This is a genomic window from Cupriavidus sp. 05L310, from assembly GCF_056398185.1.
The window spans coordinates 135,737-156,090 of sequence record NZ_JBFTOX010000003.1 but is presented as its reverse complement, the minus strand read 5'-3'; the positions used below and the strand labels follow the sequence as shown (position 1 = coordinate 156,090).

18 protein-coding genes are annotated in these 20,354 nt (G+C 66.6%); 3 read left to right on the top strand and 15 right to left on the bottom strand.

The annotated features are described in order from the left end of the window. Nucleotides 1-69 precede the first annotated feature (69 nt). From AC1DS6_RS03115 to AC1DS6_RS03075, 9 genes are all read right to left on the bottom strand, one after another. Entirely contained in the window at nt 70-960 is an 891-nt protein-coding gene (locus AC1DS6_RS03115; RefSeq protein ID WP_477102008.1) for an amidohydrolase family protein, read from the bottom strand. 33 nt (nt 961-993) lie between these two features. Further along, the gene (locus AC1DS6_RS03110; protein ID WP_477102007.1) at nt 994-1,965 is read right to left on the bottom strand and encodes a Bug family tripartite tricarboxylate transporter substrate binding protein; all 972 of its coding nucleotides are present in this window, start codon (nt 1,963-1,965) and stop codon (nt 994-996) included. Nucleotides 1,966-2,027: 62 nt separating this feature from the next. Beyond that, nucleotides 2,028-2,816 carry a class II aldolase/adducin family protein gene (locus AC1DS6_RS03105; RefSeq protein ID WP_441633026.1) on the bottom strand — a complete coding sequence of 263 codons (789 nt, stop codon included), beginning with the start codon at nt 2,814-2,816 and terminating at the stop codon, nt 2,028-2,030. A gap of 28 nt (nt 2,817-2,844) precedes the next feature. Next, the gene (gene tcuB, locus AC1DS6_RS03100; protein ID WP_477102006.1) at nt 2,845-4,017 is read right to left on the bottom strand and encodes a tricarballylate utilization 4Fe-4S protein TcuB; all 1,173 of its coding nucleotides are present in this window, start codon (nt 4,015-4,017) and stop codon (nt 2,845-2,847) included. Next, nucleotides 4,004-5,431, bottom strand: coding sequence for an FAD-dependent tricarballylate dehydrogenase TcuA (gene tcuA, locus AC1DS6_RS03095; RefSeq protein ID WP_477102005.1), 1,428 nt, complete (start codon nt 5,429-5,431; stop codon nt 4,004-4,006). The genes tcuB and tcuA overlap by 14 nt, the downstream gene beginning before the upstream one ends. A 188-nt stretch (nt 5,432-5,619) precedes the next feature. After that, complete coding sequence (locus tag AC1DS6_RS03090) at nt 5,620-6,570, bottom strand: LysR family transcriptional regulator (RefSeq protein WP_477102004.1); 951 nt, start codon at nt 6,568-6,570, stop codon at nt 5,620-5,622. A 75-nt stretch (nt 6,571-6,645) separates the two neighbouring features. Continuing rightward, the gene (locus AC1DS6_RS03085) at nt 6,646-7,359 is read right to left on the bottom strand and encodes a 4-carboxy-4-hydroxy-2-oxoadipate aldolase/oxaloacetate decarboxylase (RefSeq protein ID WP_477102003.1); all 714 of its coding nucleotides are present in this window, start codon (nt 7,357-7,359) and stop codon (nt 6,646-6,648) included. Then, nucleotides 7,356-8,129 (bottom strand): PIG-L deacetylase family protein, encoded by a 774-nt coding sequence (locus tag AC1DS6_RS03080; RefSeq protein WP_477102002.1) that lies wholly within the window; start codon nt 8,127-8,129, stop codon nt 7,356-7,358. The genes AC1DS6_RS03085 and AC1DS6_RS03080 overlap by 4 nt, the downstream gene beginning before the upstream one ends. A gap of 30 nt (nt 8,130-8,159) precedes the next feature. Then, nucleotides 8,160-9,131: a Bug family tripartite tricarboxylate transporter substrate binding protein gene (locus AC1DS6_RS03075; RefSeq protein ID WP_477102001.1), complete on the bottom strand. Its 972-nt coding sequence runs from the start codon at nt 9,129-9,131 to the stop codon at nt 8,160-8,162. Between the two features lie 109 nt (nt 9,132-9,240). Between AC1DS6_RS03075 and AC1DS6_RS03070 the strand changes: the two genes are divergently transcribed. After that, the gene (locus tag AC1DS6_RS03070; protein WP_441633012.1) at nt 9,241-10,140 is read left to right on the top strand and encodes a LysR family transcriptional regulator; all 900 of its coding nucleotides are present in this window, start codon (nt 9,241-9,243) and stop codon (nt 10,138-10,140) included. Nucleotides 10,141-10,398: 258 nt separating this feature from the next. On the opposite strand, the gene AC1DS6_RS03065 is transcribed toward AC1DS6_RS03070, so the two are convergent. The 3 genes from AC1DS6_RS03065 to AC1DS6_RS03055 are packed head-to-tail and all read right to left on the bottom strand — an operon-like array spanning nt 10,399 to nt 15,092. Further along, nucleotides 10,399-11,562, bottom strand: a complete 1,164-nt coding sequence (locus AC1DS6_RS03065) for an acyl-CoA dehydrogenase family protein (protein ID WP_441633010.1) — start codon at nt 11,560-11,562, stop codon at nt 10,399-10,401. 30 nt (nt 11,563-11,592) lie between these two features. Next, nucleotides 11,593-13,713, bottom strand: coding sequence for an acetate--CoA ligase family protein (locus AC1DS6_RS03060; protein WP_477102058.1), 2,121 nt, complete (start codon nt 13,711-13,713; stop codon nt 11,593-11,595). Between the two features lie 5 nt (nt 13,714-13,718). After that, nucleotides 13,719-15,092, bottom strand: a complete 1,374-nt coding sequence (locus tag AC1DS6_RS03055) for an MmgE/PrpD family protein (protein ID WP_477102000.1) — start codon at nt 15,090-15,092, stop codon at nt 13,719-13,721. Nucleotides 15,093-15,390: 298 nt separating this feature from the next. Between AC1DS6_RS03055 and AC1DS6_RS03050 the strand changes: the two genes are divergently transcribed. Then, a complete protein-coding gene (locus AC1DS6_RS03050) occupies nt 15,391-16,302 on the top strand; it encodes a LysR family transcriptional regulator (RefSeq protein WP_428179781.1) in 912 nt (303 codons plus the stop codon). Between the two features lie 134 nt (nt 16,303-16,436). Further along, on the top strand, nt 16,437-17,414 hold the full coding sequence (locus tag AC1DS6_RS03045; protein WP_477101999.1) for a Bug family tripartite tricarboxylate transporter substrate binding protein: 978 nt from the start codon (nt 16,437-16,439) through the stop codon (nt 17,412-17,414). Between the two features lie 261 nt (nt 17,415-17,675). Here AC1DS6_RS03045 and AC1DS6_RS03040 read toward each other — a convergent pair whose 3' ends face one another. The 3 genes from AC1DS6_RS03040 to AC1DS6_RS03030 form a co-directional block, all read right to left on the bottom strand. Beyond that, nucleotides 17,676-19,214, bottom strand: coding sequence for a class I adenylate-forming enzyme family protein (locus AC1DS6_RS03040; protein ID WP_477101998.1), 1,539 nt, complete (start codon nt 19,212-19,214; stop codon nt 17,676-17,678). Nucleotides 19,215-19,298: 84 nt separating this feature from the next. Continuing rightward, entirely contained in the window at nt 19,299-19,472 is a 174-nt protein-coding gene (locus AC1DS6_RS03035) for a hypothetical protein (protein ID WP_477101997.1), read from the bottom strand. Nucleotides 19,473-19,530: 58 nt separating this feature from the next. Next, complete coding sequence (locus AC1DS6_RS03030) at nt 19,531-20,352, bottom strand: enoyl-CoA hydratase/isomerase family protein (RefSeq protein ID WP_477101996.1); 822 nt, start codon at nt 20,350-20,352, stop codon at nt 19,531-19,533. Nucleotides 20,353-20,354 lie beyond the last annotated feature (2 nt).

The following is a 20,354-nucleotide window of genomic DNA, read 5'->3' as shown; positions in this document are numbered from 1 at the left end:
TGTTCTGCATGACCGGCGCCGCCGAAACCGGCACCGCCGGTGTGAAGGGCCTGGGGGCTAAGCGCGCGCTTAGCCGAAGCCGTACAGGCACGCCGGGTTGCTCACCAACACGCGCTGGCGCGCCTCGGCATCCGGTAGCCACCGCGCCAGCAGGTTGAACAGCATGCCGTCGTCGGGCACCTGGCGCGCCTCGAAGTAATTGATATGCGGCCAGTCCGAGCCCCACACCACGCGCTCTGGATTGGCCGCGAGCAGCGCGGCGGCGAATGGATCGACATCGGCATAGGGTGCACCCGCCGCGCTCAGGCGATCGGCCCCTGATATCTTGGTCCACGCCGCACCCTCGGCCAGCAGCGCGCACAGCGACTGGAAACCTGGATCGGCCACGCCGCGCGCAGTGGACATGCGGCCCATGTGGTCGATCACCAGCGGCACGCCTAGCGCGCGCAGGCGCGGGGCAAGCGCCGGCAGGTCCGGCGCGTGGATCCAGATCTGCGCGTGCCAGCCGCGCTCGGCCAGGCGCGGCGCGAGCGCTTCCAGCACCTCAAGCCCCACGCCGTTGCGGTACACCGCGTGGCCTTCCACCTGGTACAGGTTAATGCGGATGCCACGCACGCCGGCCGCGTGCCAGTCGTCCAGTTCGGCATCGCTGGTATCGGGCGCCGGCACGGCGATGCCGCGCAGGCGGTCCGGGTAGCGCCGCAGTGCCTCCAGCACGGAGCCGTTGTCGGTGCCGCAGGCGCTGGCGGTGACCAGCACGCCGCGCGCAAGACCGAGCTGCTCCAGGTGAGCGATGAATGCCTCGGCCGGGTGCTCGGCGGGCGTATAGCTGCGCTCGGCGGCCAGCGGAAAGCGCTGGTAAGGCCCGAACACATGGGCGTGGCTGTCGCAGGCGCCGGCAGGGGCACGGAAGGCAGGCGCAGTGAATTGGTCCAGCGAAGGCAGGCAGGGTCGGGTCATGATGGTGGCAGTTTTTGGGACGCGAGATACGGCTTAGTCGGCTTTCAGCCGCCCGGAAGCGGCCAGCGCCTGCGCACGCACATCCTCGCGCTGCAGTGTTTGCAGCAGCTCCTGGGGGCTCGAGCTGCGCGCCACGCTGCCGACGTTCAGCAGCCGGCTCTTGACGCTGTCCTCGGCCAGTGCCTTGCGCAGCGCCTTGCTGAGCGTCTCGATGGCTGCAGCCGGCGTCCCCGCCGGCGCCAGCAAGCCGGTTGCGGTAGTGGCTTCGAAATTCACCAGGCCGGCCTCGCGCAAGGTCGGCACGGTAGGCAGGGTGGCATCCCGCTCGCGCGACATCACCGCTAGCACGCGCAGCGCGCCGGACTGGAGATGCGGCGCGGAACTGGTGAGTTGGTCCACCACCATATCGATCTGCCCGCCCATCAGGTCCATCAGCGCGGGGGCCGACCCCTTATACGGCACTTCGTTGAGCTTGATGCCGGCAGCGTCTTCCAGTTGCAGCGTGGCCACGTGGTTGGTGGTGCCGGGCCCGGCGTGGCCAGCGGCAACCTTGCCGGGGTTGGCCCGTGCATAGGCCAGCAGCGCCTTGACATCCGCGAAGCGTTTGTCGCTACCCTTGACCACGATCACCAGTGTGGTGGTGGACACAAGCCCGACCGGCTGGAAGCTCGCCAGGCTGAAGGCGGTATGGGTCATGCGCGGCAATACCACGATGGCGTTCGGCGTCGTCACCAGCAGCATGCTGCCGTCGGCCTCGGCGCGGGACACCGCGGACGCGCCTAGCACACCGCCCGCCCCTGGCCGATTGTCGACGATCACATTGCGCCCCAGCGCCTGTTCCAGGGCCGGCGCCAGCGCGCGCGCCACCACGTCGAGATTGCCACCGGGGGCGAACGGCACTACCAGGGTCACCGGCTTGTTCGGCATCGCCTGGGCGCGGGCGGCTGCTACCCACGAGGCAACGCCCAGCGCCAGTACCTGCCCCAGCATGTGTCTTCTGTTCATCTTGTCTCTCCGTCCGTCTTTTATTTCTATATCTTGCCGCTGCGGGGCACCGGAGCCTGGCTTCAGTCGCGGAAGCTCGGATCCAGCCGGTCCAACTTGCGCAGCAGCGCCGGCCACTCCATCACACCGTAGGGGCGGCGCGTCCCGGGCTGGTAGTTGTTCCAGGTTTCCTGCAGCACGTCGGCACCCACCTCGCGCAGCGGCGTGTTGCACGACATCGCGCCGATCTGCGCGCGGCAAGCCAGCTCCAGCCGGTGCATCCAGTTGAAGGCTTCGCCAACGGTATTGCCCACGGTGAGCGCGCCGTGGTTGCGCAGGATCAGGGCCTCGCCCTTGCCGAGGTCTTCGAGCAGCGAGGCCTGTTCGGCGGTGTCGAGGACCACGCCCTGGTAGTCGTGATAGCCGATCTTGAGGAAACGCATGGCGGTCTGCGTGAGCGGCAGCAGCCCGCAGTCCAGCGACGACACCGCCATCGAGGCCCAGCTATGTGTGTGGATCACGCAAGCCACCTCCGGGCGCGCCTCGTGCACGGCGCTGTGGATCACATAGCCAGCCTTGTTGATGCCGTAGTTGAGCGCGCCGAAATCCGGCTTGGCGAGAATATTGCCGGCATGGTCCACCTTGATCAGGCTGGAGGCGGTGATCTCCTCGTACATCATGCCGTAGGCGTTGATCAGGAAGGCGCCCTCTTCGCCGGGCACGCGCACCGAGATATGGTTGGCCATCATGTCAGCCATGCCGTACAGCTCCACCAGCCGGTAGCAGGCGGCCAGGTCAACGCGCGCCTGCCATTCGGCTTCGCTGCACTGGTCACGCATCGAGGAAATGCTGAGCACTCCGGGTTTTGCCATGATGGGATCTCCTTGGGTACTTGGGTATTCAGTCCGAACCGAGCGACAGGTTGCCCGGCCGGCGTTTTTCGATATTCCATTTCAGCAGCGCCGCGCTGCGATAGATGCCGTGCGCGAACTTGCCGTAAGGCAGGGTCAGGAACAGTGCCATCACCACGCCCAGGTGCACTGCCAGCAGCAACGCCATGGCCGATGTGTCGCGCCACGCCAGCAGCGCCAGGCCGGTCAGGCTGGTGAAAAACAGCAGCGCGATAAAGCCCCGGTCCATCGGCTTCTGGGCCGCGTCGCCTGTGCGCGGATCGCGCCTCAGGTTGAGCCAAAGCAAACCGGCGGGACCGATCAACAGGCCGATACCGCCTGCCGTGCCGAGCAGCACCGGCAAGCTGCCCGGCCCATACGGCGCGTGCAGGTCCAGCAGGTAGTGGTACAGCGTGGCCACCGCCGTGGCGGCAAAGCACAGCATGAAGCCATAGAAGGTGAAATGGTGGAAACGCCGGCGCCACAAGGTGAACGCGTCGTCCGCGTTATTGCAGCCCTGGCCGTGGCCGCCATCGAGGTAGCGCAGCCGCAGCGCGTCGTGCGCCGCGCCGCCGATGGCCGGACCGCGTTTCTCGCCCTCGGCCTCGCCGGGCGACACCTTGCGCCAGAAGCACATCACCCCCACACCCAGCGCCGCCACGGCAAAGCCGAACACCACGCCGAACATCGCCGCGAGCAGGTTGTGCGGGAAGATGGCGTAGAAGTTGCCGGCCAGCGGCGCGTGCAGCAGGCTGCCGCGCATGGCCAGCACCATCACCAGGAACAGCGCCAGCCCGGCCGCCAGCGCCAGCGCGGTGGCCAGGCCGGCGCGGCGGTACAGGCCACCGAAGGCGGCGGGCCAGGCGTAGTCGGAATACGTCTGCGCACGCACCTTGGCCATAGCCTGCGGCACATTGACCGCGAACTCATGCGGTGGTGCGTACTGGCACGCGTGGTAGCAGGCGCCGCAGTTGTGGCACAGGTTGGACAGGTAGTGGATATCCGCCTTGCCGAATTCCAGCCGGCGCGTCATGGCCGGAAACACGGCGCAGAAGCCTTCGCAATAGCGGCAGGCATTGCAGATCTGCATGACGCGGCCAACCTCGGCCTCGTCCCCGGTGAGCGGCAGCACGCCTTGGGCCAGCGCCGCCGCTTCGCGCGTCAGCGCTTCAAGATGTTGCATGCTGCTCTTCCTGTAGTTCGTTCTGAACGGGCCGTCCGAGCGCGGCGGCTGCGGCCTGTGTGCCGGCGATGCGGCCGAAGGCCGTGCCGATGGCCATGCCGACCCCCGCCGTATAGCCCTTGCCGAGCACGTTGCCGGCCATCATCTCGCCGGCCACGAACAGGTTGGCGCTGGGCTTGCCGCCGAAGTGCACCGCGGCGTGCTCGTTCACCTTGAGCCCGAGATAGGTGAAGGTGATGCCGGGACGCAGCGCATAGCCGAAGAACGGCGCGGTGTCGATGGGCCGCGCCCAGTGGGTCTTGGCCGGTGCGATGCCCTCGGTACGGCAATCGTCCAACACCGTGTGGTCGAAGGTGCCGACGCGGCAAGCGGCGTTGTACGCCTTGATGGTGCGCACGAAGGTGGCCTCGTCCAGCCCGAGCTGGCGCGCCAGCTCCGGCAGCGTATTGGCGCGCGCGCCCGGGAACACCGGCGGCATGAAACGGCCCACGGCCTTGGCGTCGATGATCGAATAGCCGATCTGCCCCGGCTGCTGCGCCACCAGCCGCCCCCATATGGCATAGCGCTTCGGCCAGAAATCCTCGCCCTCGTCGTAGAAGCGTTCGGCGTTGCGGTTGAGCATCACGCCCAGCGAGACGCAGTCCACCCTGGTGCAGATGCCGCCGTCGTACAGCGGCGCGCGCGCGTCGATGGCCACGCAGTGCGATTGCGAAGGATCGCCGATGGCATCGGCGCCGGCCTCGATCATGTACTTCAGCAGCACGCCCATATTGAAGCGCGTACCGCGTATCAGGAAATTGTCGGCCGGCCAGTCGCCATCCGCGTTCTGGCCCCAGGCCTCTCGCAGCCACTCGCGATTGGACTCGAAGCCGCCGGCGGCCAGCACGCAGCTGCGCGCCTCGATGCGCTCGCTACCGATGCGGGCGGCGACGAAGCGGCCGCTGTCCAGTTCGATGGCGTCCACCGGCGCGTTGTAGCGCACCCGCACGCCAAGCGCCTCGGCGCTGCGGAAGTACGCATTGACCAGCGCCTTGCCGCCTCCCATGAAAAAGGCATTGGTGCGCGCCACATGCAGCGCGCCCGACAGTGGCGGCTGGAAGTGCACGCCGTGGCTGCGCATCCAGTCGCGGCAACTGGAGGAGGCGCGGATCGCCAGCCGGGCAAGGCGCTCGTCGGTGAGGCCGCCGGTGACCTTGAGCAGATCCTGCCAGTACTCCTCTTCGGGATAGGCGTCGATCAGCACGTCTTGGGGCGCATCGTGCATGCAGCGCAGGTTGCGGGTGTGCTGGGAGTTGCCGCCGCGCCATTCGCGCGGGGCCGCCTCGAGCAACAGCACGCTGGCACCCGCTTCTCGTGCCATCAGAGCGGCGCACAGGGCAGCGTTGCCACCGCCAATGACCAGGACATCGATCATGGGCGAACGCCTCCGGCAAGGCTGAGGGAAGCTGGCAGGGACTGCTCCCGGATTCGAATATTGGAAAGCACGATAATGGTTCCGGTGGGGATGCCCGCAATGTAGCGGCCCCCCGGCGCCCTGCTAAGCCCTCTTATCGCATGGGGGCATCACGAATCGTGATACCCCCCGCCCTGCCTCGCCGCGTCTCAGCCCTCCGGTCCCAGCAGCCGCGCGCCCCGCCAGGCGCCCGAGCGCACCAGCTCGCGGGCGCAATCGGCCAGCACCACGCGCAAGGCCAGCGCGGCGGGCGATAGCTCATCGTCGGAGAGGCTGCACAGCGCGTTCTGGCGCCGCACCTTGGGATCGGCGATCTCGGCCAGGTGAAAGCGCTGCCCGGCATCGGCATAGCGCCCCACCGCGGCCCAGGGCTGCAGGGTGCCACCGAAGCCAAGGTCGACCGCATCCATCAGCATGGCGAGGGAATCCACCTCCTGCACCACCTGCGGCACGATCTTCACGCGGGAGAAGGCAGCGTCGAGGGTGCTGCGCAGGCCGTGCAGGCCGGTGGGCATGATCAGCGGCACGTCCTGCAACTGCGCCATGCGCAGCCGCGCAGGGGCATCGACATCGACGCCGGGAGGCAGCACCTTGCGCGAGCGGATCAGGAACAGGGTTTCTTCCAGCAACGGCATCACGCTCCAGCGGCGCGCCACATTGGTATCGAACAGGACGGCGAGATCGAGCTGGCGGGCATTGAGCATGGCGCTGAGGTGGCCGGACAGACTCTCCACCATATGCAGGCGCACATCCGGATAGCGCTCGCGCATGGCACGCATCAGCGGCACGCCGATCACGGAGGCGGTGGTGGGTGCCAGGCCGACGCTGACCGTGCCGGACAGCCGCGCGTGGTGGGCGGCGCGCTTGGCCTGCTCGGCATGGCGCAGCGCCAGCTGGGCTTCGCGGAAGAAGGCCAGGCCGGCTTCGGTAGGCGCGACGCCGCGCGTGGTCCGGAGCAGCAGCCGGGTCGAGAGTTCGCTCTCCAGCCGGCTGATCTGCTGACTCATGGCGGACTGCACCATATCGAGATCGAGCGCAGCGCGGCTCATGCTGCCGAGTTCCACCACCCGGACAAAATACTGAAGCTGGCGCAGTTCCATCTGGCTCCCCCGCGATGCCTGGATGCTTGTCTGCGTCGCTTATACCAGATGCGGGCGCGCCGGGCGACGTCTGGCTCAGGCCTCGTCGAAACTGCTATACCAGTCCACGGTCTCATCCGAGTAGGCCAGTCCCTTGGCCGCCAGCGCCTCGCGCATCTTGTACATGTCCAGGCCGAGCACGCCGGCGGCCAGCGTGGCCCGCTTGCCCGCTTCCATGGCCTCGCGCTCGGCGGCGCGGCGTGCGGTCTCGGCGGCCAGGGGGCGCGGCACCACCACCACGCCGTCGTCGTCGGCCACGATCACGTCGCCGGGCCGCACGTTGGCGCCAGCGCAGATCACCGGGACATTAACCGCGCCGACGGTCTCCTTGACCGCGCCCTGGGCGGAAACCGCCCGCGACCAGACCGGGAAGCCCATGGCATTGAGCGTGGCCACGTCGCGTACGCCGCCGTCGATGACCAGGCCACGCGCGCCCCGCGCCTTGAGCGAGGTCGCCAGCAGATCGCCGAACAGGCCATCGGTGCAGTCGCTGACCAGCGCCGCCACGAGCACGTCCCCGGGCTGCACCATCTCCACCGCGACGTGGATCATCCAGTTGTCACCCGGGTGCATCAGCACCGTCACGGCGCTGCCGGCCATGGCTACGCCGGACTGTATCGGCCGCAGATAGGGCTTCATCAGTCCCGTGCGGCGCTGCGCCTCATGCACAGTAGCCACGCCTGCGGCACCCAGCACCTCAATGTCCGCGGCGGCGGCGCGCAGGATATTGCGATAGGCGACGGTCCTCATGCCAGGCTCTCCGATACTTGCGGGAACACACGTGCATAGCCCTCGCCGTACTTCACCTTGCGATCGGAATTGCGCGTGGCCTGGGCGCCGCGCTGCAGCGCCACCCGCGTGTAGTACTCCCACAGGTGCTCCTGCGCCGCCATGGTGGCGAAAGCGCGCTGCTTCTTCTCCCAAACGGAAGAAATGTCGAGCAACAAATCGGGTTTCCAGTTGCACTGCTCGGGCTGGTGCGGCTCGAACAGGAATACCGGCGGCGCGCCGATCACGGGCACTTCAGGCTTGTAGCCATGCGCCTGGGCGATGACGCGCGCTTCCTGCGCCACGTGGGTGGCGAGAGGATGGTCGAAGTTATAGATGTCCTCGCGCGAATGGCTCAACACCAGCTCCGGCCGCAGTTCGCGATAGAGGTCGGCAAGGCGCAGCAACGCCGCGTCGGTCACGCGCAGGGGGTAATCGCCGAGGTCGAAGCACTCCAGTGTGGCGCCGAGGATGTCGGCGGCCTGCTGCGCTTCCTCAAGCCGCGCGGCCTTGACGCGCTCCATGGTCATGCCCGGCTGGCGCCACATCTTGGCCGACTCGCCGCGTTCGCCAAAGGACAGGCAGACGATCTTGACGTGGTAGCCGCGCTCGGCATACAGCGCGATGGCGCCGCCGGCGCGCCAGACGAAATCGGCGGCATGCGCGCTGACCACCAGGATAGAGGGACGCTTTGCGTCGGCTTGCGCGTCGGCTGGAGCCGGGGATTGCGCTTGGGCGTGGATGTCTGACATGGGGATTTCCGTTGGGTCGCGTCGAAGGCTTCAGTCGGCCGTGATACCCGCCTTGCGGATCACGCCGTTCCAGGTTGAGGTTTCGTTGCGCACGAACTGGCCGAAGGCTTCCGGGGTGCCGGGCAGGATGGTGACACCCAGTTGCATGAGCTGCTTGCGCACGTCCGGGTCGGCCAGCGCCGTATTGGCAGCGGTGTTGAGTTCACGCACGACAGCGGGCGGCGTCTTGGCCGGCGCCACCAGTCCCCACCAGACAGAAGCGGTGAAGCCCGGCAGGCCTTGCTCGCGCGAGGTTGGCACACCCGGCAGCAGCGGCGCACGCTGGTCGCTCGCCACCGCGATGGCGCGCAGGGTGCCGGCGCGGATATGCGTGATGACTTCGAGCGGGTTAATCGGCATGAACGTGATGCGCTCGCCCAGCAGGTCGGTGATGGCTGGCGCGCCGCCCTTGTAAGGCACGTGCAACACGTCGATGTGCGCCGCTTCCTTGAACAACTCGCCGGCGAGATGACCGGAGCTGCCGTTGCCGGCCGAGGCATAGCTGAGCTTGCCGGGTTGCGCCTGCGCCTGGGAGACCAGGTCCTTGAGCGAGGTCACGCTGGATTTGGCCGGCACCACCAGCACCAGCGAGGCCTGGCCAATGCGCGCCACCGGCGTGAAATCGCGGGTCGGGTCGAACGGCAGCTTGGCAAACAGCGCGGCATTGGTGGCCAGGCTGTTGGAGGCCATCATGATGGTGTAGCCATCCGGCGCGGCCTTGGACACCGCGTCCATGCCGATATTGGTGCTGGCGCCAGGGCGGTTGTCGACAATGATGGGCTGCTTGAGCAGCACGCTCATCTTCTGGCCAACCGAACGCGCCACGATGTCGACAGCGCCGCCCGCCGCGTAGGGCACGACCAGCCGGATGGGCTTGGCGGGATAGGTCTCGGCGCTGGCGGCGGCAGCGCCCAGCGACAGCACGGCGGCCAGCAAGCCGGCTAGGTAAGGTCGGCGCAGCATTCTTGTCTCCTGTGGTCCGGTTTCATTCGTTTGCGTGCATTTTGGCCAACCGTCGTGATACTGTCTAATATGTTTTCAAACCGCTTGTTATTGCATTTCGATATAACCGATGGAATTTCGCCAACTCCGCTATTTCGTCGCCGTGGCCGAAGCACTGAGCTTCAGCGAGGCCGCGCGCAAACTCCATATCAGCCAGCCACCGCTGAGCACCCAGATCAAGGCACTGGAAGACGAACTTGGCAGCCCCTTGCTCGACCGCTCCCGCCACCATGTGGCGCTGACGCCGGCGGGCACGCTGTTCCTCGACAAGGCAAAGGCGGCACTGGGCAACTTGGAGCAGGCCCGCGAGGTGGTCAAGCAGGTTGCCGCCGGTGAGGCGGGCGAGATCCGGGTGGCCTTCACCGCCTCTGTGCCCATGCAGAATGTTTTCCCGCGCGCCGTGCAGCAGTTCCGCCTTGGCCACCCACGCGCCATGCTGGAACTGGTGCATATGTCCACCGGGCAGCAGTTGCAGGGACTGGAGAAGGGAGAGATCGAGATTGGCTTCCTGCGCCCTTCGCCCCAGTTCTACCCGCCCGCCAGCATTACCGTGCACGAGGTGCTGGCCGACCGCCTGGTCGCCGTGTTGCCGGCCTCGCATGCGCTGGCGATAGCGGATGATGACAGTGAACTCGACATCGGCGCGCTGTCCGCCCAGCCCTTTCTGCTGTTCCCGCGAGGGCTGGGGTGCGGGCTGTTCGATCATGTCACCACGCTGTGCAACCGCGCGGGCTTTGCGCCGCGCATCGGCCAGGAAGCGCGCGAGGCCACGACCATCATCGGTTTGGTGGCGAGCGGTGCCGGGGTCTCGGTGCTGCCGGAGATTTACTCACGCACCGGCATTCCGGGCGTGGCGTACCGCCGGCTGGCCGGCCCCGACGCGGCCAGCCGGGTGCTGGTAGCGCATCGCGCGGGCGCCTTGTCGCCCATCATGCGCAAGTTCTTGGCTTTTTTTGAGGTTGGCGCCTAATGGAAGTAGCTGCCGATCACGGCACGGTGAAGGAGAAGTGCGCAAGCGGTAGTCGCGACATCACCGAGGCCACGGCCGCATCTTAGATCTGGGCGATTTCGGCCCGCAGGAAGCGGCGCACCGCCGGATCGGCTTCGATTCCGATGGCTCGCCGGTAGGCTTCGGCAGCCCCGTTTGCAGGCTGCCGGCCCGGGCAAGCTGCGCGTCCGGCGTTCCGTTGTACAAAACATAATGCGCCCACCTGGGATGCGTTCCTGATCAACCCGCCCGCTGTTTTTCCGGGCGCTGCGCGAAGGTCCGCTCGAATACCGATTCGGCGATGCGGTTCTTCAGGATCTCGATGGAGCCGCCGGCGATCATCCAGCCCCGGCAGCGGCGCAGGCAGTACTCCACCAACGCCTCCTGGCTGTAGCCCATGCCGCCCATGACCTGTAGCGACTCATTGGCAACGTCGAAGCCCGCCTGGTTGCAGAACGCCTTGGCGATCGCGGTTTCCTCGGCGGAAGGAAAGCCGCTGTCCGCGTTGGCCGCGGCCCGGTACAGCAGCAGTTGCCCGGCATCGAGCTTGATCTTCATCTCGGCGAACTTCCATTGCAGGCCCTGGAACTCGCACAGTAGCCTGCCAAATTGCTTGCGCTGCATGGCCCAGTCGCGCGCTACTTGGTAGGCATAGCGTCCCAGCGCCAGCGAGCGCGCTGTATTGCCCATGCGCTCGACATTGAAACCGGCAATCTGCTTCTTGAAGCCGCCCTCGCCCAGCAGCACATCGGACGCCGGGATGCGAACATCCTCGAAATAGATCTGCGCCCATTCCTCTCCCGACATGAAGCGCGAGCGCTGGCCGATGCGCACACCCGGCAGCCTGGTATCGATCAGCACGGAACCGATGCCGTTGACGCCCGGGCCAAAGCGCACGTAGGCCAGGATCACGTCGGCGTGCGGGCCATGGGTGGTGAAGACCTTGGTGCCGTTGATGAGGTAGTCGTCGCCATCGGGCGTGGCCGTGGTGCGTAGCTCGGTGACGGCGGAGCCGGCCTCGGGCTCTGTCATACCGACCGAGATCAAGGCTTCACCGGCCAGCAGGCGGCGTAGCCATTTGTCCTTTTGCGCCGACGAGCCATACTCGGCCAGCACCCGGATGGCGCCGAAGTTGCCGGCCTGGATCACGTCGGCGCTGCGCGGGCAGACCGAGGCCACGGCCTGGATCGCGATGATGGCGTCCATCAGGCTGCCGCCCTGGCCGCCGTCAGCCTCGGCCACAGTGATGCCCAGCAGGCCTTGCTCGCTCATCTTGCGGGCGACATCCCAGGGGTAGTCGTCGGTATGGGCGCGGGCGACCGAGCCGGCGCGCAACTCCTTCTCGGCGAAGCGCGTGACGGCGTGCTCGAACTCAGCTTGCTCGGGGGTCAGTTTGAAATCCATGTTTGTCTCCGTTTTCTTACTAGATTTGAATCAATTCAGTTCGGCTCTTTGTTCTTCCGCCAGCCGGACCACGCAGTCCACCCCGACCACGCCGTCGGCACGCACGAATAGCGGATTGATCTCGGCCTCCAGCACGTTCACGCCCTCGAAGGCAGCCAGCCGGGAAAACCGCTCGATGGCGTCGGCCAGGGCGGCGATATCGCCGCGCGGCAGCCCGCGGAAGCCGCGGACCAGCGCGGTACTGCGTACCTCGTCGATCATCTCCATGGCGTCGTCGCGCGTCACCGGCGCCGGCCGCAGGCTGACGTCCGGCCGCAGTTCGGCGGCGATCCCACCCGCGCTCAGCATCACGATCGGGCCCACCAGCGGGTCATCCCGGTAGCCCAGCATCAGTTCCAGCAGCTTGTCCTCCATGCGCTGCACGAGGATGCCGTCGAGCCGGGCCTGCGGCGCGGCGCGGCCGACATCGGCAAGGATCGCCGCCGTGGCGCGCTGCAGTTCGTCCGTGTCGCGTACGCCGACGCGTACGCCGCCCACATCGGTCTTGTGCAGGATGTCGCGCGAGCAGATCTTGGCCACCACCGGGTAGGGAATCCTGTGCTTGTACTCACCCACCGGCATCAGCGCGAGCGGGGCGATCGGCACGCCCAGCGCCGCGAACGCGCTGGCCGCCTCGTACTCCGAGAGGTTGCCCGACCGCGGCAAGCCGGCCGGCCAGCCAAGCGGCGCGACGGCTTCGTCGGCCTCGGGATGCGCCCGCGCCGCTTTGAACAACTGCGCCAGCGCGTCCGCGCAGGCTTCCGGCGTGCGGAACGCCGGGATGCCTTCTGCCTGCAGCACGCGCAGCGACTCCCCCGCCTCCGGCGCGAGGAAAGCGATCAGCGGCTTGTGTCCCGCGCCGGCCGCCTCCACCATGGGCCGCACCGCGAGCTGGGGATGGAACTGCGCGGACGAGCCCGCCACGCAAAGCACGGCGTCGCACCAGTCACTCAGCAGCAGTTGCTCGACCAGATCCTTGTACTGCGCGCTGGTCGCGGCCAGCGTCAGGTCGATGATGGGCGTCTGGCGGATGCGCACGCCGCGCGCCGCCATGTGCGCCACGAAGCCGTACGGCGGCGCCACCGCGTCGATCTGCGACAGGCCCAGGCGGTCCACCACGGTGGCCGCGCCGCCACCGGTGGTGGTCACCACGGCCACGCGGGGATTGCGCTTGAGGGCGGGCACCCACCGGCCATAGCGCAGGGCCAGCGGCGCGGCTTCGAACAAGGTCTCCAGCATTTCCACGCGCATCACGCCGTACTTGCGCAGGAAGGCGTCCACCGCGGCATCGTTGCCGGCCAGCGCGCCGGTGTGCGACTGCGCCAGCGCCTCGCCCTGCGCCGAGCGGCCAAGCTTGTAGGCGATGACCGGCTTGCCGGCTTGCCGCGCGCGGCGCAGCGCCGGGCCGAGCACGGCGGCGTCGCGGATCGTTTCCAGGAACAACAGGATCACCTTGGTAGCGGCATCGTCCACCAGCAGATCGACCAGCTCCCCGACGCCAACATCGCTCTCGTTGCCCACCGACACCAGCTTGGCGAAACCCAGCCCGCGCGCCGCGCCACGCGAGAGCAGCGCGCCGAGCATCGAACCGCTTTGCGAGATCACGCTGATGCTGCCGGCGTGCAACTCGTCCATCTCCAGCACGGCATTGACCGACAGCACCGCGCCGGATTCCACATTGACCACACCGATACTGTTCGGTCCGATCAGGCGCACGCCCAGCGCCCTGGCCTTGCGGACCAGCGCCTGCTGCGCGGCCAGGCCCGCCTCGCCCACTTCCGCGAAGCCGTCCGAGAACACCGTCACCACCTGCACGCCCTTGGCCGCGCATTGCTCCAGCGCGGCCTCGACGTGCTTGCCCGGCACCATGACGAAGGCGTGCTCCACCTCGCCCGGCACCGCGTCCAGGCTCGGGTAGGCCTTCTCGCCCAGCACTTCGGTGCGGGTGGCGTTGATCGGGTAGATGGTGCCCCGGTAGCCGTGCTTGCGCATGAAGCGCATCGGCCGGGCGGTATTCTTGGTGATGTCGCTGGATGCGCCGACAAGCGCCACCGTGTCCGGCGAGAACAGCGCTTTTGCCAGGCTGCGGGCCATCGCCGTCGTTACAGTCATATCGTTCACGCTTTCCTCCCCTCTAATGCCACGCCAAGACCCGCGAGCCGCAGCCCGCGAACGCTGCCGGTCTCGAGCTGCCACAGCGCGGCGAGCAGTCCCTCGGCCGTGTCGCTGCCGATCACCGGCGCCGCCAGCTCCATGAACTTGTCGCTCAGCGTGGCGTCGTCCAGCGGCGACTCCGGGTCGCCCTTGCGGTAAGGCGCGAACAGCGTGTGGCGGGTGCCGTCCTTCAGCAGGATTTCCACCCGCGCCGCGCGTTGGCGGGGGAACGCCGCGGTCAGCTCCGGATCCGCGTGCAGGGTGACGCGCTTCATCAATTGCCGGATCTGCGGGTCGCGCAGGCGTTCGCCGGAGAAGGCGTCAAGCCGGACCGCGTCGTGCAGGATGCCGTGCGCGATGACGTAGGGCAGGCTGAAGCGGGCTTCGAAGGCGGTGCCCGGTACGGCATTGCCGGTGACGTCGATGGCAGTCTGATAAGTCCACACCGTGACTGCCTCGATCCCGGCGGCGTCGATGCCATGCCCGCGCACCAGTTCAATCGCCGCATCGATGGCCGCAAAGGTGTGGCCGCAGCATCCGTGGTTCTTCTGGGTGATGCTAAGGATGTTGTAGTTCGCGCCCAGGCCCTTGGCCACATCCGACCAGCCGGGACTGCCGCACATCGCCGCGCCGAAGCCGGCCGCGCCTTCCAGGATGTCGTGCACGCCGTTGACGCCCACCGCGGCTGCCTGCGCCGCCTGCACGCCCACCATGGCGGCATGTCCCGCGTGCAGCGCCTTGGTCATCGCATCCGAGCGGAAGGCCTGCTGCAGGCCCGAGGCGAACGTGGCGGAGGTGGCCAGCGCATCGGCGGCGACGCGCGCATTGCCCGGCGACAGCAGCAAGGCGCTGGCTGCCGCGCTGCCGAAGCAGCCCACGGTGCCGGTGGTATGGAAATAGCGATAGTGCGCGGGCTGGATGGCGGCGCCGATGCGGGTGGAGACCTCATAGCCCGCCACCACGGCCCGCAGGAAGGCCTCGCCGCTCACGTCGCGGTCTTCGGCCAGCGCCAGCGCGGCAGAGATCGTTGGGCAGCCTGGATGGTAGACAGCGTCGCGGAAGATATCGTCGAACTCGGCAGCATGCGACGCGCTGCCATTGATCCAGGCCGCCGTGGCTGGGAACGCGGTGGTGCCGTGCGCGACCACGGTGGCGTCACCTACGCCCAGTTCGGCGCGGTGTGCCTGCACGAGGTTCGTGCCGGGCGACATGCGCGTGCCCGGGAACAGCGCGGCAAACCAGTCGATCACGGCGCGCTTGCCATAGTGGAGGACCTCGGGCGACAGCGCCCGCCGTCCCTCCGCGCCGACGTATTCGGCTAGTTCATCGATCACCATGCAGTGCTCCTTGTCGTCATACGGCTTGATGGCGGCTTGATCGGTATTGCCTTGCCGCCTTGACCCCATGTTAGGGAGCGCCGGCAGGCAAGCTTTGAAATTTGGTGAAAGCTCCCGAGCACGGTGGCGAAGTGGCCCACGCGCGGGCGCGTCAAGCATTGCTGCCGGCGCATCTAGCGAGCCACCTGTCGCGGCCGGGAAAATCCCGTTTGACGTTGGCAGCGAAGATGCATAGCATGGCACTCCTGCCTCGGCGCTTTCTCGCGCCACGCCATCCGCACATCAGCAAGACACCCGCATGGATATCGCCTCCCTGGAAGTCCTGATCGCCGCCGTCGAGGAAAAAAGCCTTTCCCGCGCGGCCGAACGCGAGAACCTGGTCACCTCGGCGGCCAGCAAGCGCATCTCGGAACTGGAGCGCCAGGTCGGTACCGCCCTGCTGGTGCGCCACGGGCGCGGCGTGGAGCCCACGCCGGCCGGCGCCATGCTCTACCAGCGCGCCAGGGCCATCGTCCGCAGCATCAAGCTGGCAGAAGAGGCGCTGGCCACCTATTCGACGGACGGCATCGCCAAGATTCGCCTGGCGGCAAACCCGTCCACGATCCTGCAGTTCCTGCCTACCGATATCAGCGGCTTCCTGCAGAGCGCGCCCGACAGCCGCATCGACCTGATCGAAGCGTTAAGCTTCGACATCCCGCGCATGGTTTCTAACGGCGATGCCGACATCGGCATCTATCACGCCGAAGCACCCAGCCCCGGCGTGTTCTCTCTACCCTACCGCTCGGACCGGGTGGGACTGGTGGTGCCACGCGGCCATCCACTGGAAGCCAAGGGTTCGCTGCAACTGGAAGAGGCGCTGGATTACGACTTCCTGGGATATTTCCCGCGCTATACCTTCGAGGCCTTCCTGCAACTGGTGAGCAGCACCATCTCGCGGCCGCTGACGGTGAAGACGCAGGTATCGAATTTCGAGGCGCGCTGCCGGATGGTGCGCGAGGGGCTGGGCATCGCGGTGGTGCCGGAGGGCATCGCCAAGAACTACCTGTCGATGATGGGGCTCAGCCTGCTGACGCTGACTGATGCGTGGGCCGAGCGCAATTTCTATGTGTGCGTGCGCGACCGGCAGTCGCTGCCAGCCGGCACTGCCAGGCTGCTGGACTACCTGGCCCAGTGCGCGACGATGGAGCGTCATTACCAGCGCGCACGCTAGTCGCGCCATCATGATGAAAGAAGGCAGCGTTTCTATTTGATCAACGCTGGGCGGGACCAGCTTCGTACCATGTCTATAGTGGGCACGCGCCAAAGCAGCGCGGCCTGAAACCACCTCAATCCGTGGAGTGAGACATGATCCTGCCAAAGCGGCTGACCGCCGCCGCGCTGCTATTGCTTGCCGGCGCCGGTACAAGCACCGGCGCCAATGCCGAGCCCTATCCGACCAAACCCATTCGCGTCGTAGTTTCCTTTTCCGCAGGCGGCACCACCGATATCCTCGCGCGCGAAGTGGCCAACCAGCTCAGCCAGAGCCTGAAGCAGACGGTGATCGTGGAAAACCGGCCCGGCGCGGGCGGCAATATCGGCACAGAGTTCGTGGCCAAGAGCGCGCCGGACGGCTACACGCTGCTTGCCACCTCGGTCGGCCCGATCGCCATCAATCCCACGCTCTATCCCAATCTCAAGGTCAATCCGCAGACGGCACTGGCGCCGGTGGCGCCAATCGCCGATGTGCCGAATGTGCTGGTGGTGCATCCCGGCGTGCCCGCCAACGATGTCGCCCAGTTGGTGGCCTACGCAAAAGCGAATCCCGGCAAGCTGAACTTTGCCTCCACCGGCGTCGGGACCGCCGCGCATTTGTCGGGCGCGCTGCTCAACGAACGCACCGGCGCCAACGCCGTGCACGTACCCTACAAGGGCGCGGATGCCTTGAACGACCTGCTGGCCGGGCGCGTGCAGTTCATGTTCGCGACGATCCCCTCGGTGATGAGCCATATTCGCGCCGGGCAACTGCGCCCGCTGGCCGTCACCAGCGCCAAGCGCGCCGAGGCGCTGCCGGACACCCCGACCATGGCCGAAGCGGGCGTCAAGAACCTGGTGACGGGTGCCTGGTTTGGCCTGTTTGCGCCCAAGGGCACGCCGCCGGAGGTGGTTGCAAGGATGAACAAGGCCGTGACCGACGCTGTCAACAGCCCCACTATGCGCAAGAAACTCCTGCTGCAAGGCGCGGAGCCAATGCAATACACGCCGGAATCATTCGGCAAGTTCGTGGTGGCCGAGTACCAGGCGTGGCGGCCGATCGTCAAGGCGAGCGGCGCCCGCATCGACTAGCCGCCGGCACCTGCGCCGCGCATTCGCTGATGGCGCGTGCCAGGTATCGCCGATGGCGGCCTGACGGGCGCCGCGGCCTGGCCCTCGACGGCCAGGCCCTCAGTGGCGCGAATTCGCCGAACTCGCCCAAAATCCGTCGACGGCTTTCTGACAGTCGTCACACCTGCCGTCGTGCCGTCTCACTCTCGGTAACTTGACAATGCCCATTAGCGGCACCTTCATTCTTCCTCTCCTCGCTTCTCCTTCCCGTTGGCACCGGGCTCACATGCTAGTCCAGTATGGCTTGCGCAACTCATTCTTGAGCACCTTACCTGCCGCGGAAAGTGGCAGACTGACGCGGAACTCTATGCTCTTGGGGCACTTGTAGCCGCCGAGCCTGGTGCGGCAATGAGCGCGCAGTTCCTCTTCCGAGACCTGGGCACCTTCGCGCAGCAGCACCACAGCGTGCACCGCCTCGCCCCACCTTTCCTCGGGAATGCCAATCACGGCGCTGACGGCGACTGCAGGATGCCGGCCCAGTGCCTCCTCCACCTCGGCGGGATAGACATTCTCCCCCCCGGAAATGATCATGTCCTTGATCCGGTCCACCACGTAGAGGTAACCCTCCGCATCCATGTGGCCACCATCGCCAGTACGCAACCAACCATCACGCAAAGCCTGCGCTGTTTCCTCGGGGCGATTCCAATAGCCCATCATCACCACGGGTCCGCGCACCTGGATCTCACCCGGAGTGCCGTAGGGGACCTCCTCGCCCTCGAGGTCAGCAATGCGGATCTCGGTGGCATAGCCGGCGCGGCCGGCCGACCGGATCCGCGTGTCCCGGCGGTCTTCCGGGGCGCTACCGATGCGGTTGACCGAAACGGACGCCGCGGTCTCCGTCATGCCATAGGCGTGAATGAACTCAATACCAGGGAACGCCGCAAGCGCCCGCTCCAACAGCGGCAGGGCCATAGGCGCGGCTCCCCAGAGGATACGTCGGATGCAGGACAGGTCGTACCGACCGAACGCCGGGTCGTCCACAAGCATCTGGATCATGCTAGGCACCAATACCAAGTCAGTAATGCCCTCTTGCTCTATGGTCCGCAATACGACCTCCGGCTGAAAGGCCGGCAGCGTGACGCAGGTTCCGCCCACGACAATCTGGCCGACCAACCGCCCGAGCCCTGCGACGTGAAAAAGCGGTGCTACCAGCAACGTGACGAAGTCCGCGGGATTGGGTACCTCCGCCATGCGCCCCACCATTGAGCTCCAGAGATTTCCGTGCGAGAGCATCACCCCTTTGGGAAAGCCCGTGGTCCCACCTGTGTAAAGGATGGCTGACAGTTCCTCTGCTGCACAGCGAACGTCTTCCGCTGGCTCGCTCGAGGTGATCAGTACTTCGTAATTCTGCATGCCTTCCGGCGTGGGCTGATGACCGAGATGAACGATCGTGGCAAGGCTTGGTACTTTTTGCCCCAACTCGTGCCCAAGGCTGACGAAGGAGTCATCGATCAAAAGTACGCGTACGGCACAATCGTTCAGCGCATAGACCATCTCGGCCTCGCTCCAGCGAGTATTGACCGGGTTGAGCACCGCTCCGCTCCACCAGACTGCCAGGGCGGTTTCAACGTAGCGCCCACGATTCAGCGCGAGCACTGCGACCCGGTCCCCGGGCCGCACGCCCAGCCGCTGCAGACCTGCAGCCAGGCGCGCGACGCGCGCGTGCAGCTCACGAAACGAAAGCCGCCGGCTCTCGTCCACCAGGGCTGTCTTGTCGGGATGGCGTTGTAATGCACGATGCAGACCAGCGGTGAGGTACATCTTGTCTCCTTTTGTTTTGTCTGCCCGATTGGGGCGGGTCCAGCCTGGATTCAAGCGCATGTACGAGATCGCGGCAATCACAAATCAGATCAAAAACCATTGGCAAAAAAATGAGTGATTGGTCAGACTGAGCCGCGACTGCAACGACAGCCGCGCCACAACAGCATCGACGAATTCACGGCACAAGCCCGGCAGGTGATTGAAGGCCACCTGATTGAACAGCGTGGCAGTGTCGATCTCAGCAGATATGAATTGCATTTCGATGGTCTCGGGTCGCCGCGGCGACACTATGCTTGCGACCAGCGGCCGGCTTCGGTCAAATGGGCGCAGCACTGGATGATGATGCGGGCGGCCACTGGAACGGTGCCGGCTGCTTGTTCAGGAAGGCGTTCACCGCCTCACGATGCTGCGCCGTACCCATTGCCAGTGCCTGGGCGGAAGCCTCCATCTCCAGGAGAGCCTGGAGGTCGCCGCCGCCGGTGGCGGCCAGCGTGCGCTTGACCAGGCTCACTGCAACCGGTGAGGCCTTCACGAAACTCGCAGCCAGCGCGTGGGCGCGCGCTAGCAGAACGTCCGGCGCGTGCAACTCCATCACGATGCCCAGTTGCTGTGCCTCGGACGCTTCGAGCTCCCGGGCCGTGAGCATCAACTCCTTGGCTCGCTGCACACCCACGATACGTGGCAGGGTATAGAACGCACCACAGTCTGGCACCAGGCCGACGCGCAAGAAAGACATCGCAAACCGGGCGCGCGGCGTAGCGAGCACGAAGTCCGCCGCCAGTGCCAGACTAAAGCCGGCGCCGTATGCTGCCCCATCTACCGCGGCGATGACTGGCCGATCCAGCATCAACAAGGCTTGCAGCCATTCGTGAAGCTCTTGTAGACGTGCACGCCAGCCCTCGTTGTCGAGGTTCGCGCCAGCGATGTTCTTCAGGTCACCTCCGGAGCAGAAATGGCCGTTGGCCCCGGTAATGACCAGAGCCCGTATCTCGCGTTCTTGCCGAACATGCGCTACCACCTGCGCAACCTCTACGCGCATGGCCGGGTCCAGCGCGTTGCGCTTGCCCGGGTTGTCCAGCGTAAGCGTGGCAACCTGCTCACGAACTTCGAAGCGGATGGTTTGGAAGGCTTGCTCCATGG

Bases quoted from the DNA above. Each gene is read 5' to 3' on its own strand.
- AC1DS6_RS03115 (WP_477102008.1), bottom strand. From the start codon at position 960: ATGACCCGACCCTGCCTGCCTTCGCTGGACCAATTCACTGCGCCTGCC.
- AC1DS6_RS03110 (WP_477102007.1), bottom strand. From the start codon at position 1,965: ATGAACAGAAGACACATGCTGGGGCAGGTACTGGCGCTGGGCGTTGCC.
- AC1DS6_RS03105 (WP_441633026.1), bottom strand. From the start codon at position 2,816: ATGGCAAAACCCGGAGTGCTCAGCATTTCCTCGATGCGTGACCAGTGC.
- tcuB (WP_477102006.1), bottom strand. From the start codon at position 4,017: ATGCAACATCTTGAAGCGCTGACGCGCGAAGCGGCGGCGCTGGCCCAA.
- tcuA (WP_477102005.1), bottom strand. From the start codon at position 5,431: ATGATCGATGTCCTGGTCATTGGCGGTGGCAACGCTGCCCTGTGCGCC.
- AC1DS6_RS03090 (WP_477102004.1), bottom strand. From the start codon at position 6,570: ATGGAACTGCGCCAGCTTCAGTATTTTGTCCGGGTGGTGGAACTCGGC.
- AC1DS6_RS03085 (WP_477102003.1), bottom strand. From the start codon at position 7,359: ATGAGGACCGTCGCCTATCGCAATATCCTGCGCGCCGCCGCCGCGGAC.
- AC1DS6_RS03080 (WP_477102002.1), bottom strand. From the start codon at position 8,129: ATGTCAGACATCCACGCCCAAGCGCAATCCCCGGCTCCAGCCGACGCG.
- AC1DS6_RS03075 (WP_477102001.1), bottom strand. From the start codon at position 9,131: ATGCTGCGCCGACCTTACCTAGCCGGCTTGCTGGCCGCCGTGCTGTCG.
- AC1DS6_RS03070 (WP_441633012.1), top strand. From the start codon at position 9,241: ATGGAATTTCGCCAACTCCGCTATTTCGTCGCCGTGGCCGAAGCACTG.
- AC1DS6_RS03065 (WP_441633010.1), bottom strand. From the start codon at position 11,562: ATGGATTTCAAACTGACCCCCGAGCAAGCTGAGTTCGAGCACGCCGTC.
- AC1DS6_RS03060 (WP_477102058.1), bottom strand. From the start codon at position 13,713: ATGACTGTAACGACGGCGATGGCCCGCAGCCTGGCAAAAGCGCTGTTC.
- AC1DS6_RS03055 (WP_477102000.1), bottom strand. From the start codon at position 15,092: ATGGTGATCGATGAACTAGCCGAATACGTCGGCGCGGAGGGACGGCGG.
- AC1DS6_RS03050 (WP_428179781.1), top strand. From the start codon at position 15,391: ATGGATATCGCCTCCCTGGAAGTCCTGATCGCCGCCGTCGAGGAAAAA.
- AC1DS6_RS03045 (WP_477101999.1), top strand. From the start codon at position 16,437: ATGATCCTGCCAAAGCGGCTGACCGCCGCCGCGCTGCTATTGCTTGCC.
- AC1DS6_RS03040 (WP_477101998.1), bottom strand. From the start codon at position 19,214: ATGTACCTCACCGCTGGTCTGCATCGTGCATTACAACGCCATCCCGAC.
- AC1DS6_RS03035 (WP_477101997.1), bottom strand. From the start codon at position 19,472: ATGCAATTCATATCTGCTGAGATCGACACTGCCACGCTGTTCAATCAG.
- AC1DS6_RS03030 (WP_477101996.1), bottom strand. From the start codon at position 20,352: ATGGAGCAAGCCTTCCAAACCATCCGCTTCGAAGTTCGTGAGCAGGTT.